The sequence below is a fragment of the Amycolatopsis sp. NPDC102522 genome (assembly GCF_055584485.1).
This window is the reverse complement of sequence record NZ_JBVJLY010000002.1, coordinates 207,032-221,458: the sequence shown is the minus strand read 5'-3', so window position 1 is coordinate 221,458 and position 14,427 is coordinate 207,032. Positions and strand designations below refer to the sequence as shown.

Annotated in this window: 21 protein-coding genes; 16 read left to right on the top strand and 5 right to left on the bottom strand. The window is 68.8% G+C overall.

Annotated features, from left to right (window positions below; genetic code table 11):
* Positions 1-7 precede the first annotated feature (7 nt).
* On the bottom strand, positions 8-1,312 hold the full coding sequence (locus ACZ6YV_RS06960; protein WP_465508743.1) for a nicotinate phosphoribosyltransferase: 1,305 nt from the start codon (positions 1,310-1,312) through the stop codon (positions 8-10).
* Between the two features lie 74 nt (positions 1,313-1,386).
* Here ACZ6YV_RS06960 and clpS point away from each other — a divergent pair, with 74 nt between their 5' ends.
* The 9 genes from clpS (at position 1,387) to ACZ6YV_RS06915 (ending at position 6,547) form a co-directional block, all read left to right on the top strand.
* Positions 1,387-1,686: an ATP-dependent Clp protease adapter ClpS gene (gene clpS / locus ACZ6YV_RS06955; protein ID WP_026466907.1), complete on the top strand. Its 300-nt coding sequence runs from the start codon at positions 1,387-1,389 to the stop codon at positions 1,684-1,686.
* Positions 1,683-2,240, top strand: a complete 558-nt coding sequence (locus tag ACZ6YV_RS06950) for a DUF2017 domain-containing protein (protein ID WP_005165656.1) — start codon at positions 1,683-1,685, stop codon at positions 2,238-2,240. The genes clpS and ACZ6YV_RS06950 overlap by 4 nt, the downstream gene beginning before the upstream one ends.
* Positions 2,237-3,229 carry a P1 family peptidase gene (locus tag ACZ6YV_RS06945; RefSeq protein ID WP_465508742.1) on the top strand — a complete coding sequence of 331 codons (993 nt, stop codon included), beginning with the start codon at positions 2,237-2,239 and terminating at the stop codon, positions 3,227-3,229. Before ACZ6YV_RS06950 ends, ACZ6YV_RS06945 begins: the two co-directional genes overlap by 4 nt.
* Before the next feature lie 30 nt (positions 3,230-3,259).
* On the top strand, positions 3,260-3,499 hold the full coding sequence (locus ACZ6YV_RS06940; RefSeq protein WP_465508741.1) for an ATP-dependent Clp protease adaptor ClpS: 240 nt from the start codon (positions 3,260-3,262) through the stop codon (positions 3,497-3,499).
* Positions 3,492-3,983, top strand: coding sequence for a DUF2017 family protein (locus ACZ6YV_RS06935; RefSeq protein ID WP_465508740.1), 492 nt, complete (start codon positions 3,492-3,494; stop codon positions 3,981-3,983). Before ACZ6YV_RS06940 ends, ACZ6YV_RS06935 begins: the two co-directional genes overlap by 8 nt.
* Before the next feature lie 55 nt (positions 3,984-4,038).
* Positions 4,039-4,446: a M67 family metallopeptidase gene (locus ACZ6YV_RS06930; RefSeq protein WP_101613470.1), complete on the top strand. Its 408-nt coding sequence runs from the start codon at positions 4,039-4,041 to the stop codon at positions 4,444-4,446.
* Between the two features lie 71 nt (positions 4,447-4,517).
* Positions 4,518-4,790 (top strand): MoaD/ThiS family protein, encoded by a 273-nt coding sequence (locus ACZ6YV_RS06925; RefSeq protein ID WP_020631108.1) that lies wholly within the window; start codon positions 4,518-4,520, stop codon positions 4,788-4,790.
* A gap of 3 nt (positions 4,791-4,793) precedes the next feature.
* Positions 4,794-5,744 carry a PLP-dependent cysteine synthase family protein gene (locus ACZ6YV_RS06920; protein WP_378243432.1) on the top strand — a complete coding sequence of 317 codons (951 nt, stop codon included), beginning with the start codon at positions 4,794-4,796 and terminating at the stop codon, positions 5,742-5,744.
* Positions 5,745-5,833: 89 nt separating this feature from the next.
* The gene (locus ACZ6YV_RS06915; protein ID WP_465508739.1) at positions 5,834-6,547 is read left to right on the top strand and encodes an aspartate/glutamate racemase family protein; all 714 of its coding nucleotides are present in this window, start codon (positions 5,834-5,836) and stop codon (positions 6,545-6,547) included.
* On the opposite strand, the gene ACZ6YV_RS06910 is transcribed toward ACZ6YV_RS06915, so the two are convergent.
* Positions 6,508-7,380 carry an arylamine N-acetyltransferase family protein gene (locus ACZ6YV_RS06910; RefSeq protein WP_465508738.1) on the bottom strand — a complete coding sequence of 291 codons (873 nt, stop codon included), beginning with the start codon at positions 7,378-7,380 and terminating at the stop codon, positions 6,508-6,510. The genes ACZ6YV_RS06915 and ACZ6YV_RS06910 overlap by 40 nt on opposite strands.
* 81 nt (positions 7,381-7,461) lie before the next feature.
* Here ACZ6YV_RS06910 and ACZ6YV_RS06905 point away from each other — a divergent pair, with 81 nt between their 5' ends.
* Genes ACZ6YV_RS06905 through rdgB form a run of 5 tightly spaced genes read left to right on the top strand, consistent with a single transcriptional unit; the run spans position 7,462 to position 11,136 of the window.
* Entirely contained in the window at positions 7,462-8,133 is a 672-nt protein-coding gene (locus ACZ6YV_RS06905; protein WP_465508737.1) for a rhomboid family intramembrane serine protease, read from the top strand.
* A complete protein-coding gene (murI, locus tag ACZ6YV_RS06900) occupies positions 8,130-8,936 on the top strand; it encodes a glutamate racemase (protein WP_378243424.1) in 807 nt (268 codons plus the stop codon). Before ACZ6YV_RS06905 ends, murI begins: the two co-directional genes overlap by 4 nt.
* A 30-nt stretch (positions 8,937-8,966) precedes the next feature.
* Positions 8,967-9,734 carry an MBL fold metallo-hydrolase gene (locus tag ACZ6YV_RS06895; protein WP_465508736.1) on the top strand — a complete coding sequence of 256 codons (768 nt, stop codon included), beginning with the start codon at positions 8,967-8,969 and terminating at the stop codon, positions 9,732-9,734.
* Between the two features lie 23 nt (positions 9,735-9,757).
* Positions 9,758-10,534, top strand: a complete 777-nt coding sequence (gene rph, locus ACZ6YV_RS06890; protein ID WP_378243420.1) for a ribonuclease PH — start codon at positions 9,758-9,760, stop codon at positions 10,532-10,534.
* Positions 10,531-11,136 (top strand): RdgB/HAM1 family non-canonical purine NTP pyrophosphatase, encoded by a 606-nt coding sequence (gene rdgB, locus ACZ6YV_RS06885; RefSeq protein ID WP_378243418.1) that lies wholly within the window; start codon positions 10,531-10,533, stop codon positions 11,134-11,136. Before rph ends, rdgB begins: the two co-directional genes overlap by 4 nt.
* 313 nt (positions 11,137-11,449) lie before the next feature.
* Here the strand turns inward: rdgB and bcp are convergent, their stop codons facing one another.
* From bcp to ACZ6YV_RS06870, 3 genes are all read right to left on the bottom strand, one after another.
* Positions 11,450-11,926 carry a thioredoxin-dependent thiol peroxidase gene (gene bcp / locus ACZ6YV_RS06880; RefSeq protein ID WP_378243416.1) on the bottom strand — a complete coding sequence of 159 codons (477 nt, stop codon included), beginning with the start codon at positions 11,924-11,926 and terminating at the stop codon, positions 11,450-11,452.
* 27 nt (positions 11,927-11,953) lie between these two features.
* On the bottom strand, positions 11,954-12,499 hold the full coding sequence (locus tag ACZ6YV_RS06875) for a hypothetical protein (RefSeq protein WP_465508735.1): 546 nt from the start codon (positions 12,497-12,499) through the stop codon (positions 11,954-11,956).
* Between the two features lie 200 nt (positions 12,500-12,699).
* Positions 12,700-12,882, bottom strand: a complete 183-nt coding sequence (locus tag ACZ6YV_RS06870; RefSeq protein WP_026466904.1) for a hypothetical protein — start codon at positions 12,880-12,882, stop codon at positions 12,700-12,702.
* Between the two features lie 130 nt (positions 12,883-13,012).
* Here ACZ6YV_RS06870 and ACZ6YV_RS06865 point away from each other — a divergent pair, with 130 nt between their 5' ends.
* Both ACZ6YV_RS06865 and ACZ6YV_RS06860 read left to right on the top strand, forming a co-directional pair.
* On the top strand, positions 13,013-13,972 hold the full coding sequence (locus tag ACZ6YV_RS06865) for a glycoside hydrolase family 25 protein (protein ID WP_465508734.1): 960 nt from the start codon (positions 13,013-13,015) through the stop codon (positions 13,970-13,972).
* A gap of 100 nt (positions 13,973-14,072) precedes the next feature.
* The gene (locus tag ACZ6YV_RS06860; RefSeq protein WP_465508733.1) at positions 14,073-14,426 is read left to right on the top strand and encodes a hypothetical protein; all 354 of its coding nucleotides are present in this window, start codon (positions 14,073-14,075) and stop codon (positions 14,424-14,426) included.
* The last annotated feature ends 1 nt before the right edge of the window (position 14,427 follow it).

The following is a 14,427-nucleotide window of genomic DNA, read 5'->3' as shown; positions in this document are numbered from 1 at the left end:
GTTCTCTTTAGACGAATACGGTCGGGATGGCGGGCTCTCCGTGCGAGAGCTTGAGGCCTTCCCACGGAAGGCTCACCAGCGCCCGCCGAAGCCGCTGGCGCGCGTCGTCCAGCGTGGGCAAATCATCCACCGTCCGGCCGTCCCGGACCAGCGGAATCTGCAATTCGTGGTCGTTCGGTCCCCGTTCCGGAACCGCCGAGCCGTCGGTCCAGATCACTTCTTCGACGGCGGTACCGGTCTCGCGGTGCCGTCGCAGCGCGGATTTCCGTCCGCCGCGGGACTCCTTGTGGGCGCTGCGCTTGGCGACGGGCCTGCCGTCGACCTCGACGAGTTTGTAGACCATCCCGGCGGTCGGCGCGCCGGAGCCCGTGACGACCGAGGTCCCGACGCCGTACGCGTCGACAGGCTCCGCGCGGAGCGCCGCGATGGCGTGTTCGTCGAGGTCACCGGACACCACGATGCGGGTGTCCTTGGCGCCGAGGGAGTCCAGCTGCTCGCGGGCCTTGCGGGCCAGCGGGCCGACGTCACCGGAGTCGATGCGGATCGCGCCGAGCTCGGTCCCGGCCACCCGGACGGCCGTTTCGATGCCCTTGGTGATGTCGTAGGTGTCCACCAGGAGGGTGGTGTCGGCGCCCATCTTGTCGACCTGCGCGCGGAAAGCTTCCTCTTCGCTGTCGTGCAGCAACATGAACGCGTGCGCGACGGTGCCCCGCGTCGGGATGCCGTAGCGGCGGCCTGCTTCGAGGTTGGACGTCGTGGCGAAACCGGCGAGGTACGAGGCCCGCGCGGCGGCGACGGCGGCCCACTCGTGCGTGCGGCGCCCGCCCATCTCGATGATCGGCCTGCCGTGCGCGGCGCCCGACATCCGCGCCGCCGCGGATGCGATCGCGCTGTCGTGGTTGAGGATCGAAAGGATCAGCGTCTCCAGCACGACGGCGTCGCCGAAGCCGCCGGTGACGGTCAGGATCGGGGAGCCGGGGAAGTAGAGCTCGCCCTCGGCGTAGCCGTCGATGTTCCCGGAGAAGGAGTAGTCCGCGAGCCACGAAAGGGTGGCGTCGTCGACGACGGCCGTCGCTTCCAGCTGGCTCAGCTCGGCGTCGGTGAACCGGAAGTCCGCGATCGCGTCGAGGACCCGCCCGGTACCCGCGACGACGCCGTAGCGGCGGCCGTCGGGTAGACGACGTGCGAAGACCTCGAAGACACACGGCCGGTCCGCGGTCCCGTCGGACAGGGCGCTGGCCAGCATGGTCAGCTCGTAGTGGTCGGTGAGCAGCGCGGTGCTGGCGCCAGTGGCCGCCTCGGGGGAACCCATGGCATCAGCCTATTCACCCACATGGCCGGACCTGCCAACCCGTACCGGGTTGGGCCCGTGACACCATGGAGTGCATGTCCACGCCTGTCGCATCCGAGCAGACGCAGGTTGATCCACAGGGAGTAGAAGTCGTCTCTGAGGACAAGCCCTGGCGGACGGTCGTCTGGAACGATCCGGTGAACCTCATGTCGTACGTGACGTACGTGTTCCAGAAGCTGTTCGGTTACAGCCGGGACCACGCGACGAAGCTGATGCTCGACGTGCACCAGAAGGGCAAGGCGATCGTGTCCTCCGGTTCCAAGGAGAAGGTGGAGGTCGACGTCGCGAAACTGCACGCGGCCGGTCTCTGGGCGACTATGGAGCAGCCTTCATGAACGGATGGCGCCGCAAGGGCGAAACCATCGTCGCCGGGTTCGAGCAGCAGGAGGCCGCGGTACTGCGCGGTCTGGTCAGCCAGCTGGAGGACATGCTCACCGCGCGCGCCGAGGAAGCGCCGCAGGACGAGCTGGCCGAGCTGACCGGGATCCGCACGGGCCCGACGGAGTCGCCGGACGATCCGGTGCTCTCACGGCTGCTGCCGGACTTCCACAAACTGGACCCGGACAACCCGACCCGCGAGGACATCGACTCGGCCGCCGCGATGCGGTCGCTCCACGAGCCCGATCTGCTGGACAAGAAGGTCGGCGTCGCCAAGATCGTGCTGGACACCCTGCCGCGTGACGGCGGGAACGTGCGGCTGACCTTCGAGCAGGCCGACGCGTGGCTGGGCGCGCTCAACGACGTCCGGCTGGCGCTGGGCACCGCGCTCGACGTCACCGAGGACATGCCCGACGAGCTGCCCGAGGACGATCCCCGCGCGCCGCATCTGGGCGTCTACCACTGGCTGACCTGGGTCCAGGAGACCCTCATCCAGTCGCTGACATCGTGATCACCGACGTTCCCGGCGTGCTGGTCGGGCACCACGAGCGGGTCGGCGACGGCTGGGCGACCGGGACGACGGTCGTGCTGGTCCCCGGTGGCGCTGTCGGCGCTGTCGACCAGCGCGGCGGCGCACCCGGCACACGGGAGACCAATCTGCTGGAGCCGGAGAACCTGGTCCAGCACGTCAACGCGATCTGCCTGTCCGGCGGGAGCGCGTACGGCCTGGCCGCGGCGGACGGCGTCATGCGCTGGCTCGCCGAACGGAACCTGGGGATCCCGGTCGGGACGGAACCGCACGAAGTGGTGCCGATCGTGCCCGCGGCGGTGCTGTTCGACCTGCCGCGAAGCGACTGGGGCAACCGTCCGGACGCTTCTTTCGGTTACGCGGCTTGCGAAGCGGCTGTCGCGGGTCCTGTGCGGCTGGGGACCGTCGGCGCGGGCGCCGGCGCGAAGGCGGGTTCACTCAAAGGTGGGATCGGGACCGCTTCGGAGCGGGTCGGGGAGTTCACCGTCGGCGTTGTCGCCGCCGTGAACGCCGCCGGCGAAGCCGTGGACCTCTCGACAGGCCGCGCTTTCGCGGCGGATCACGAGGTCGACGGCGAGTTCGGCGTCCGCTGGCCCGACCGGCCCGGCGACGTCGAGGCGAAGGCGTCGGGGCTCAACACGACCATCGGCGTGGTCGCGGTCGACGCGGCACTGTCCAAAGCGGAGGCGCGACGGCTCGCGGTGGCCGCGCAGGACGGCCTCGCCAGGGCGGTCCGCCCGGCTCACACGATGTTCGACGGCGACACGGTGTTCGCGCTGGCGACCGGCGACCGGGAACTGCCCGGTGGCGCGGGCCCCATCGCGGCGACGCGGCGCGCGATGGTGCTGGACACCCTCTGCTCGGCGGCCGCGCGGGTGTTCGGGCGGGCGATGGTGCACGGCGTGCTGAACGCCACCTCCGCCGGAGGCATGCGCGCGTACCGCGACGTCTGGCCGGAAGCCCTCGCGTAACGAGAAGCGGGCGCGGGCGATCAAGCCGGCATGCGTCAAGGGGGATCGTGGATCATCGAGATCCACAACGACCACATCAACACCTACGCGGGTGTCACGCTGGTGCTGAGCGAAGTGCTCGGATACAGCACCGAGACCGCGTACCGGGTCGCCGACGACATCCACCGTCGCGGCCGGGTGGACCTGACTCCCGGTCTCTGGGCGGAAGGTGAGCAGCTGGTCGCCGCGCTGCAGGTCCACGGCCTCCGCGCGAGGCTCCGGCATGCGTGACGAGGCGCGTGCCGTCCGCGATGGAGACGGCGTCCGGCTCGACCTGTCGGAGAACGTGGCCGAAGTGCTGCGAGCGATCCTGGTCGATCTCGCCGAAGCCCTGGTAGCGGGAGCGGAAAACGTCCGGGACGACCTGTTGTTCCCCGACGCCTACCGCAAGAAGGCGGACAGCGAAGGCTTTCGGGAGCGTCACGGGGCGAAGATGCGCGCCGAAGTCCAGGCCACCCTCGAAGGGGTGCTAGAACGGTGGCCGGAGGGAACGACCTTCGTCCTCAGCCGGGCCGGGGTCCGCGACCTGCGGCTCGTGCTCGTGCACGCTCAGGCCAGGTACCTGCGCCGCCCCCGGTGGAAGGCCCGGCAGCCGGACGACTTCCTGGCCCGGCGGGACCACGAGGTGAAGTCCGTCTGGCTCGGCTCGCTCGACAACCTGATCACGACGGCGCTCCTCGACGATCCCGCCGCTCCGGGCGTCCACACGCTCTGAGTGGCGGCAATCTCAGAGTGTGGACCAGGCGCGTCCAGCACCTAAGATGTGCGGTGTGCTCCGGATCCGCCGTGAACTCGTCGACGAGATCGTCGCCCATGCCCGTCGTGACCACCCCGATGAGGCGTGCGGGGTGATCGCCGGTCCCGAGGGATCGGACAGCCCCGAGCGCTACATCCCGATGCTGAACGCGGCGCGCTCGCCCACGTTCTACGAATTCGACTCGGGTGATCTGCTCAAGCTCTACCGCGAGATGGACGCCAACGACGAGGTCCCGGTGGTCATCTACCACTCGCACACCGCGACCGACGCCTACCCGTCACGCACCGATGTCTCGTACGCCTCGGAACCCGACGCGCACTACGTGCTCGTCTCCACCAAGGACCCCGATTCGCATCAGTTCCGGTCTTACCGGATCGTGGACGGGGAGATCACCGAGGAGCCCGTCGAGATCACCGGCTGAACCCCCGTCCGGAATAACCCGGACCGGCCCGAACGTCTGCGTAGTAGAGAACCCACCGGAGGTAGAAACCCATGGCCGTGACCGTGTCCATCCCGACCATCCTGCGTACGCACACCGGCGGCGAGAAGTCCGTCGAGGCGAACGGCAAGACCGTGCTCGAGGTGATCGACGACATCGAGTCCCGCCACGGCGGCCTCAAGGCCCGTCTGGTCAAGGAAGAGAAGCTGCACCGCTTCGTCAACGTCTACGTCAACGACGAGGACGTGCGCTTCTCCGGCGGCCTCGAGTCCGAGGTCAAGGACGGCGACACCCTGACCATCCTGCCCGCTGTGGCCGGAGGCTGATCGATGGCTCGCTTCGAGTCGCTGCTCGACGCGCTCGGCGGCACCCCGCTGGTCGGCCTTCCCCGGCTTTCGCCCACGCACGACGTGCGGTTGTGGGCGAAGCTGGAGGATCGCAACCCGACCGGTTCGATCAAGGATCGCCCCGCGATGGCGATGATCGAGGCCGCCGAGCGTGAAGGCACCCTCCGGCGCGGCTCCACGATCCTGGAGCCGACGTCGGGCAACACCGGGATCTCGCTCGCCATGGCCGCGAAGCTCAAGGGCTACGGCCTGGTCTGCGTGATGCCGGAGAACACCTCCACCGAACGCAAGCAGCTGCTGCAGGCGTACGGCGCGCGGATCGTCTTCTCCCCGGCCGCCGGCGGCTCCAACGAGGCCGTGCGCCGGGCGAAGGAACTGGCCGAGGCCAATCCGGACTGGGTCATGCTCTACCAGTACGGCAACCCGGCCAACGCCGACGCGCACTATCGCGGCACCGGGCCCGAGCTGCTCAAGGACCTGCCGACGCTGACGCATTTCGTCGGCGGCCTCGGCACCACCGGGACCCTGGTCGGCGTCGGGCGCTACCTGCACGAGGCGAAGCCGGACGTGCAGATCATCGCGGCCGAACCGCGCTACGGCGAGCTGGTGTACGGCCTGCGGAACCTCGACGAGGGCTTCGTCCCGGAGCTCTACGACGCGAGTGTGCTCAACGGCCGGTTCTCCGTCGGCGCGTACGACGCGCTTCGCCGGACTCGCGAGTTGCTGGAGCACGAAGGCATCTTCGCGGGGATCTCGACAGGTGCCGTGCTGCACGCGGCGCTGGCTGTCGCGGAGAAGGCCGCCGCCTCGGGGAAGCCCGCCGACGTGGCCTTCGTGGTCGCGGATGCCGGGTGGAAGTACCTTTCTACGGGCGCTTACTCCGGCTCTCTGGACGAAGCGGCCGAAAGGCTCGACGGGCAGCTCTGGGCCTGACCCGCGACTGCAATGAACGGGTCTTTCATAGCAAAACTTGCAATGAAAGGCCCGTTCATTGCACGCGCGGCGCTGGCACGATGGCGGGCATGAAGGTCATCGGGCTGCTGGGCGGGATGAGCTGGGAATCGTCGGCCGAGTACTACCGGCTGGTCAACGAGCGCGTCCGTGAGGTGCGAGGCGGGTACCACTCCGCGCGCACCGTGCTCTACTCCGTGGACTTCGCCGAAATCGAAGCGATGCAGGCCGAAGGCCGCTGGGACGACGCCGGGCGGGAACTGAACCGCGCCGCGCGCGGACTCGAAGCCGCCGGAGCGGACTTCGTCGTCTTGTGCACCAACACGATGCACAAGGTCGCCGATCGGCTCACCGATGGCCTCGGAGTCCCGCTGCTGCACCTCGCCGATGCCACGGCCGCCGCGATCAAGGCGGAAGGCATCAAACGCGTCGGGCTCTTAGGCACCGGCTTCACGATGGCCCAGCCGTTCTACCGCGACCGCCTCGCCGCGCACGGGCTCGACGTGCTCGTCCCGGACGGACAAGACCGCGAAACGGTGCACCGGATCATCTACGACGAACTCGTCCACGGCGTCGTCACCGAGGACTCCCGCGAGCGGTACCGCGAGGTCATCGCGAGGCTCGTCGAGGCGGGCGCGGAAGGCGTCATCTACGGCTGCACCGAGATCGAACTGCTCGTCGGCTCTGAGGACAGTCCGGTGCCCACCTTCCCCACCACCAGGTTGCACGCCGAAGCGGCCGTGGACTACGCGCTGGGCAAGGCCTCACTCCCTCCCGCGGTGTGAAGCTCGTGCTGGGAGACGGCCTGCCGCCACAGCCTGTCCTGTTCTTCACCGGTGAAACCGCCGCGAGGCACGCCGAAGACGTCCTCGATCGCCGTCCACCACTCGGCCGGTGATTCCAGCACCGTCTTGCCGCCCGGCAGGCCGCTCAAGGTCAGCGCGCGCAGCGAGTCCAGGCCGTCGGCGTCCCGCCGCTGCAACACCAGCGTGCGGACGAACCCGGAGTCCTCGGACGTGGACAGCTCCACGTGCTTCTCGGCGAAGTCCGCCATCACGGCCTTTTCCGGCGCGAAGTCCATCCCGACGAAGCTGCCCTGCGGATCGTGGTCGAACCGCCAGCCACCGGGCGTGACCTCCGAAGGTCGCAGACGGAACACCAGCGGCCCCTGTTTGTACTCGCCTTCACGCAGCGGGATCGGCTCGTGGATGCCGTCCCCGAGCCCGACGTCGACCAGCCAGCCGACCTCGGGTGTCTCCGAAAGCCCGGTCACCGTCAGCGCGAGGTGGTTGAGGTGGATCCCGGCCTGGTCGCCTGCCATCTGCGCCCCGCTCGGATGCCGGGTGACCTGGTAGCCGAGAGCGCTCAGCAGCGCCGAGAACGCGCCGTTGAGGTGATAGCAGTAGCCGCCGCGCCCGGCGGCGATCCGGCCGAACGACACCGCCGGATCCAGCGACGTCACCCGGCCCAGCTGGACTTCGAAATCCTCGTACGGCACCCGCTCCACATGGGCCGCGTGCAGCCGGAAGAGCGCGTCGAGGCCCGGCGGCTCGTGCTCGAGGCCGAGTCGCGCGAGGTAGGCGGGCACGTCGACGTGCTCGGAAGAAGGGATCCCCATACGAGCGACCGTAGCCGCCCCCACCGACAATTCAGGGTTCTCACCGAGGCGATCCCGCCGATCCCCTCGTAGCCTGGGGAGGTGACCACTTTGCCTCCCCAGCCGGTCCCGGCGAGCGAGTCGCCCGGTGCGGACCCGGCCAAACGTGTCCTCCCGCCGAACCCGAAGGCCGCCGCGATCGTGGCGTTGGCCTTCACCGTGCTGCTCTACCTGGTGGAACTCGTCGACGTGGTGCTGCCCGCCGACCTCGACCAGGGCGGCATCCTCGCTCGCGACCTCTCCGGGCTCGACGGCGTGATCTGGGCGCCGTTGCTGCACCACGGCTGGGCGCATCTGTTCTCCAACACCGTCCCGGTCCTGGTGTTCGCCTTCCTCGCGATGGCCGCGGGCATCGGCCGGTGGGTGCTGGTCACCGCGATCATCTGGGTGCTCTCGGGCCTCGGCGTCTGGCTGATCGCGCCGAGCGGCACGGTGACCGTGGGCGCGTCCGGCGTCGCCTTCGGGTGGCTCGCGTTCCTGCTGGTCAGGGGTATCTTCAATCGGGCGGCCGGGCAGATCCTGGTGGCCGTGGTGCTGCTCGGCATCTGGAGCGGAATGCTCTGGGGTCTGCTTCCCGGTGATCCGAACGTCTCCTGGCAGGGGCACCTGTTCGGCGCGCTGTCCGGGATCTTCGCGGCCTGGGTGGCGGCGCGGATGGACAGGTCCCAAGCCAAGCGAACGACCGGTGGCGGTCCCGGTAACCTCGCCGTGTGACCAAGCCGAGCGCCGACGCCCCGATCGGCGTCTTCGATTCCGGAGTGGGCGGGCTCACCGTCGCCAGGGCGATCCTGGAGCAGCTGCCCGGTGAGCAGTTGCGCTACGTCGGTGACACCGCCCGCAACCCGTACGGTCCGCTTCCCATCGCGACGGCGCGCGAGTACGCGCTCGCGGCCTTGGACGACATCGTCGAAGGCGGGGTGAAGGCGCTGGTCATCGCCTGCAACACCGCCTCCGCCGCCTGCCTCCGCGACGCGAGGGAGCGCTACGACGTCCCCGTGGTCGAGGTCGTCCTCCCGGCCGCGCGCCGGGCCGTCTCCGCCACGCGCTCCGGCCGGATCGGCGTGATCGGCACTGAGGGCACCGTCCGGTCCCGTGCCTACGACGACGCCTTCAACGCGGCACAGGACGTCGAGATCACCAGCGTCGCCTGCCCGCGGTTCGTGGACTTCGTCGAACGCGGGATCACCACCGGCCGTCAGGTACTCGGCCTCGCGCAGGGCTATCTGGAACCACTGCTGGACGCGCAGGTCGACACGCTGGTCATGGGCTGTACGCACTACCCGTTGCTCTCCGGGGTGCTGCAGATCGTCATGGGCCAGGACGTCACGCTGGTGTCCAGTGCCGAGGAAACCGCGCGTGACCTCGTACGCGTTCTCACCGAGGATGATCTCCTCGCCGAGCGCGACACCCCGCCGCGGCACGAGTTCGTCGCCACCGGATCCGCCGAGCCGTTCACCAGACTCGCTCAGCGGTTCATGGGTTTCGCTCCGGGTGTGCTGGCTCCCACCAGTGCGTAAAATCGCCGAATCCGTGCTTAAGGTGTCACAGTGCGTCTCACGATCCTCGGCTGCTCAGGCAGCATCCCCGGGCCCAACGCCGCCGCGTCCGGCTATCTGCTCGAGGCGGACGGGTTCGTCCTGGGGCTCGAACTCGGCAACGGGACGCTCGCCGGGCTGCAGGCCCTGCGCGACCCGTTCGACCTGGACGCGCTGATCCTTTCGCACCTTCACCCCGATCATTGCGCCGACGTCAGCGCGCTCACCGTGCTGCGGCGCTACCACCCGGCCCTGCCGTATCCGGCGAGGCCGGCCCGGCTGCCGCTGTACGGGCCGTCCGACGTGCACGAACGGCTCGCCCACGCCTACGCGGCGAACGAGGAGGAGCGGGCGACCACCGATCTCTCCGACGTCTTCGCCTTCCGCACTCTGCGCACCGAGCCCATGGAGATCGGGCCGTTCGAGATCACCGCGGTCCCGGTCGACCATCCCACCCCGGCGTTCGGCCTGCGGATCGAGCACGGGGGCAAGACCCTCGCCTACACCGGTGACACCGGCGTCTGCGACACCCTCACCGACCTCGCCGGCGGCGTCGACGTCCTGCTCTCCGAAGCGTCTTGGACCGACTCGCCCGACCGGCCCGCCGGCGTCCATCTGTCCGGCAAGGAAGCGGGAGAGCTGGGCCGCAAGGCCGGGGTGGGACGGCTGCTGCTCACGCACGTCGCTCCCTGGACCGACCGCGCCGCCGTCCTCGCCGAAGCGGCCGTCGCGTATCCCGCGGCCGAGCTGGTCGAACAGGGCGCCGTTTACGACTTCTGACACGGGGTTCTAGAGTGACGGCCGTGGCGAGAAAAGACGGCAGGAACGACGACCAGCTTCGCGACATCAAGATCACCCGCGGTTTCCAGCGGTGGCCCGCGGGCTCGGTGATGATCGAATTCGGCGACACCCGGGTGCTGTGCGCGGCGAGCGTCACCGAAGGCGTCCCCCGCTGGCGGGCCGGTTCCGGCCTCGGCTGGGTCACCGCCGAGTACGCGATGCTGCCGTCGGCGACCAACACCCGCGGCGACCGCGAATCCATCAAGGGCCGCGTCGGCGGCCGCACCCACGAGATCTCCAGGCTGATCGGCCGGTCCCTGCGCGCCTGCATCGACCTGGCGGCGCTGGGGGAGAACACGATCGTCATCGACTGCGACGTCATCCAGGCCGACGGCGGCACCCGCACGGCCGCGGTGACCGGCGGTTACGTCGCGCTCGCCGACGCGGTGACCTGGCTCGGCGCGGCGGGCCGCCTCGCCGACCCGCAGCCGCTTTCGTCTTCGGTGGCCGCGGTGAGCGTCGGCGTCGTCGACGGCCGGGTGCGCCTCGACCTTCCGTATGAAGAGGACTCGCGCGCGGAGGTCGACATGAACGTCGTCGCCACCGACGCGGGCACCCTGATCGAGGTGCAGGGCACCGGTGAGGGTGCCACCTTCGCGCGGTCCACTTTGGACACCATGCTGGACATGGCGCAGGCCGGTTGCGAAGAGTTGACCCGGCTGCAGACCGAAGCCCTCGCGCTGCCGTATCCCGGCGAACTCCCCGAGCCGCGTCCGGACAAGAAGAAGGGCGCGAAGTGACCAAGCTGCTCCTCGCCACGCGCAACGCTAAGAAGCTCGGTGAACTCCGGCGCATCCTGGTGGCCGAAGGGATCGAGGGCGTCGAGGTCATCGGCCTCGCCGACGTCCCCGAGTTCCCCGAAGCACCCGAAACCGCTCCGGACTTCGAGGGCAACGCGCTCGCGAAAGCACAGGACGCGGCCGCCGCGACCGGCCTCCCGGCCATCGCCGACGACTCCGGCATCGCCGTCGACGCGCTCAACGGCATGCCGGGCGTGCTCTCGGCCCGCTGGTCCGGCAAGCACGGCGACGACGAGGCGAACCTGGACCTCGTGCTGGCGCAGCTGTCCGACACTCCCGACGAGCGCATGGGCGCGGCCTTCGTCTGCGCGGCCGCGCTGGTCGTCCCCGGCGGCGACGAAACCGTGGTGCGCGGGGAATGGCGAGGCTCGCTGATCCGGGAACGCCGTGGTGCCAACGGATTCGGGTACGACCCGATCTTCGTGCCGGACGGCGGGACGCGGTCTTCGGCGGAGCTGGAACCGTCCGAAAAGGACGGTGCTTCGCATCGGGGTAAGGCGTTGCGGGCTTTGGTGGGAGAGCTTAGGAAGTTGGCCGGTTGAGTCTCGTGAGTGGCGATTCGGGTTATTGAGGGGTAAGGCAAAGGTGTCGGGTCGACGAGGGCGCGTGTTGTTACTCAGGGTGAGGGGTGTGTGGAAATAGGGACGCTCAACGTCCCTATTTCCACACGCCCCCTGTTCGACTGTCGTGACCGGTCTGGTCACGACAGGACTGTGTGGATTTCTGGTCATCCAACGCACCAAAATCCACACAGTCGAGGCCAACGACCCGGTGTCGCGCAGAGTCACCGACACCGTCCACAAACACGCCAGGTTTGCCTTACCCCTCAATAGAACCCGAATCGCCACTCACGAGTCAGGACGCCAGGTCGAGGTCCCGCAGAAGCTTCGCGACGTGCCCTGTCGCCCGGACGTTGTACTGAGCCACAGCGATCTTGCCGTCGGCGTCGACGACGAACGTCGAGCGGATGACGCCTTCGTAGACCTTGCCGTAGTTCTTCTTCTCGCCGAAGGCGCTGTACGCCTTGAGGGCGGTCTTCTCCGTGTCGGAGAGCAGCGGGAAGGTCAGCCCCTCCGCCTCGACGAACTTCGCCAGCTTCGCGGGCTTGTCCGGCGAGATGCCGAGCACCTGGTAGCCGGCGTCGTTGAGCTGCGCGAGGCTGTCCCGGAAGTCGCAGGCCTGCTTCGTGCAGCCCGGCGTACCGGCACTCGGGTAGAAGTACACGACGACCGACTTGCCGCGGAAGTCGCTGAGCTTGACGTCGTTGCCCTCGCTGTCGGGGAGGGTGAAGTCGGGCGCTTTGTCGCCGGGGGAGAGTCGCTGCTCGGTCATGACGCACACGGTAGCGAATCGGCGGCGTCAGACCTTCCCGCAGTACTTCGCGGCGACAGGCTCCGCGAGGCTCGGCCGCACCTGCAGGCGGAGCTTCACCGGCTTGTCCGGAACGGCGAACGCCAGGTTCAGGTGGACCGACCGGCCGGGCGCCACGTCCTTGCCGGCGTCCGCGATGCCGTTGTAGCCCTGAGTCGGGTCGACGACCTGCTTGACCGACGGGCTTTCACCGTCCACTTCGCCGGTGACGGACAGGCCGGAGAGCCGGTACGTGTCGGCGCCCGCGTTCGTCACCTCGATGCCGAAGGCCACCGCGCGCGGGCTCTGCGGATATGCCGACGCGCTCGGCTTGAACGACTTCGGCGCGGACACGGAGATCGTGACACCGGTCGCGAACCGGTGCGGGGCACCGAACGCCAGGTCACCTTCCGCGTGGGTCGCGGCCAGTCCCTGCGCCGGGGCGTCCGCGCCGAGCACGGCGGCCCCTTTTTCCGGTGCCGGAACTCCGCACGCGGCCGCCAGCATCAGAGCGCAGGCGGCGATGAAGAGCTTCGGGGTGCGCGGGGGCGCCATGTGTGGTTACTCCAGTCGGCGGTGCGGGTGGGCCGTTCGAGGTAGTCATTAGTGCCGAAGAGTCCAGAGTGACGGTCTTCCGCAGCCGAGAGGAGCGGCACGGCCGGGTTGAGGCGCACCTGGTGTACAGCCGTGGCCGATCCGTGATCGGAAGGGCACGGCTAGTGACAGTAGTCACCTGGATGACACACCGGCCGAGGTCAAACGGCGAAGGCGAAGAACAGGATGAAGATCGCCAGACCGGACACCCAGGCCACGATCAGCCAGCCGAAATCGCGCATCGGGTCGACCGCGCGGCTCTCCTCGCCTGGGACGTAGACGCCGCGCTCCTCGAACCAGTCAGCCCATCGAGTCATCCAGCGAAAAGGGCTTCGAGACGCCATGACACTCACAGTACGGGCACGGGTGAGCCGGGTCGGCCAGGGAGGGGCCGCCCGAAAGGGCGAATCGGGTGTACCTGTAATCGCCCACTAGGCCCTTTTGTCCAACGGGTTCACCCGTCAGGCTGTAGCGATGGCGCTGGGAATAGATATCTACAGCCGCTTTCAGACCGTTACCAATTGGCAAGCCGTCGAAGACCATGGGGTGACGTTCGTCTTCGTCAAGCTCACCGACGGTGGTGGTCTGCCGAACGGCGGCCGCAACACCGGCGACGCGCTGGTGGCAGGCGCGAGATCGGTGGGGATTCCGGTGGGCGGGTATCACTTCGCCCAGGTGAGCCCTTCGCCGGAGGCGCAGGCCGACGTGCTGATCGGGGAGGTCCGGCGGCTCGGGGCGACAGGTTGCGTCCCGATGCTCGACATCGAGGACAACCCTCCCGGTTCGGGTACACCGAACATCCCAGACGGACGCAAGCGCGACTTCGCGATCAGATTCTGCAACCGCGTGGCGGGACACGGCTTCCGCCCCGGTGTCTACATGAACAACGCGCACGCCAGGATGCTGCGCCCGGATCAGTTCGGCGTGCCGGACCTGGTCATCTGGATCGCGCGCTACGGCGCCAAACCCGATCCGGCCGCGGGCCGCTACGACATCCACCAGTTCACGGACTCCGGCCAGGTCTCCGGTGTTCGCGCGAGCAGTGTCGACCTCAACGAGTCCTACACGAACGCCCACTTGACCGGCGGCGGCGCCGCCCCGAAACAGAAGGCGACGACAGAACTCATGGAACGCAGGACAATTCCGGCCAGTTCGGCCACCACATCCGTGCGGCTGCTGCTCTCCGGCAGCGAGACGGCCGCGATCGTCGTCCGCCCGCGAGTCGACGGTGACGGGGTCACCGACGCGCCCGTGTGGCAGGGCAACATCTACGCCTGGGGCAGCGACAAGGTCGGTGTCGGCGGGAATCCCTTGCAGACGCCCGGATTCAATCCGAAGACGGTTTCGCACCGGCGGTACGCCCTGCCGGGCGCGGTGTGGGCCGACTACGAGTACAGCTCGAACATGGAGTTCGAAATCGACATCGTCGGCTGATCCCCGAGGTCCGTGAAGGCCTGCTTCCCTACCTTCAAAGTAGGGAAGCAGGCCTTCGAGTTGTGGCACGATGACCGGGTGACGAACCTCCGAAAGGGCAATGCCGCGTAGAGCGCCCGCACAGGTCCGGCGAGGGCTTCGGCTTCGACGACCGGCCGAACTCCATGACCAGCGTGACTTTTCGCCCGCGCTCGCCGCCTGGATCGCTCGCCTCGAACGCGCTCGCGGCTACCTCGGCCCCGGCGCGACCCGGACCGCGCTGCGCCTCTGGCGGGAATTCACCGCGAACCCGTATCGACGGCTCAGGGTCGACAGCGAGGGATGCGGAGTCTGGGAGTGCTGCGGCGATCCGTGGGTGGCGAGGGAAATGCTCGAAGGTGTTCTGCTCGCGTTGCCCGCGCGGCTCACCCCGGAGTTCCGGACCTGCCTGTGGCGCATCGACGACCAGTGGTGAC

Coding starts and splice junctions, on each gene's coding strand:
- ACZ6YV_RS06960 (WP_465508743.1), bottom strand. CDS start 1,312: ATGGGTTCCCCCGAGGCGGCCACTGGCGCCAGCACCGCGCTGCTCACC.
- clpS (WP_026466907.1), top strand. CDS start 1,387: ATGTCCACGCCTGTCGCATCCGAGCAGACGCAGGTTGATCCACAGGGA.
- ACZ6YV_RS06950 (WP_005165656.1), top strand. CDS start 1,683: ATGAACGGATGGCGCCGCAAGGGCGAAACCATCGTCGCCGGGTTCGAG.
- ACZ6YV_RS06940 (WP_465508741.1), top strand. CDS start 3,260: ATGCGTCAAGGGGGATCGTGGATCATCGAGATCCACAACGACCACATC.
- ACZ6YV_RS06935 (WP_465508740.1), top strand. CDS start 3,492: ATGCGTGACGAGGCGCGTGCCGTCCGCGATGGAGACGGCGTCCGGCTC.
- ACZ6YV_RS06925 (WP_020631108.1), top strand. CDS start 4,518: ATGGCCGTGACCGTGTCCATCCCGACCATCCTGCGTACGCACACCGGC.
- ACZ6YV_RS06920 (WP_378243432.1), top strand. CDS start 4,794: ATGGCTCGCTTCGAGTCGCTGCTCGACGCGCTCGGCGGCACCCCGCTG.
- ACZ6YV_RS06915 (WP_465508739.1), top strand. CDS start 5,834: ATGAAGGTCATCGGGCTGCTGGGCGGGATGAGCTGGGAATCGTCGGCC.
- ACZ6YV_RS06910 (WP_465508738.1), bottom strand. CDS start 7,380: ATGGGGATCCCTTCTTCCGAGCACGTCGACGTGCCCGCCTACCTCGCG.
- bcp (WP_378243416.1), bottom strand. CDS start 11,926: ATGACCGAGCAGCGACTCTCCCCCGGCGACAAAGCGCCCGACTTCACC.
- ACZ6YV_RS06875 (WP_465508735.1), bottom strand. CDS start 12,499: ATGGCGCCCCCGCGCACCCCGAAGCTCTTCATCGCCGCCTGCGCTCTG.
- ACZ6YV_RS06870 (WP_026466904.1), bottom strand. CDS start 12,882: ATGGCGTCTCGAAGCCCTTTTCGCTGGATGACTCGATGGGCTGACTGG.
- ACZ6YV_RS06865 (WP_465508734.1), top strand. CDS start 13,013: ATGGCGCTGGGAATAGATATCTACAGCCGCTTTCAGACCGTTACCAAT.
- ACZ6YV_RS06860 (WP_465508733.1), top strand. CDS start 14,073: ATGCCGCGTAGAGCGCCCGCACAGGTCCGGCGAGGGCTTCGGCTTCGA.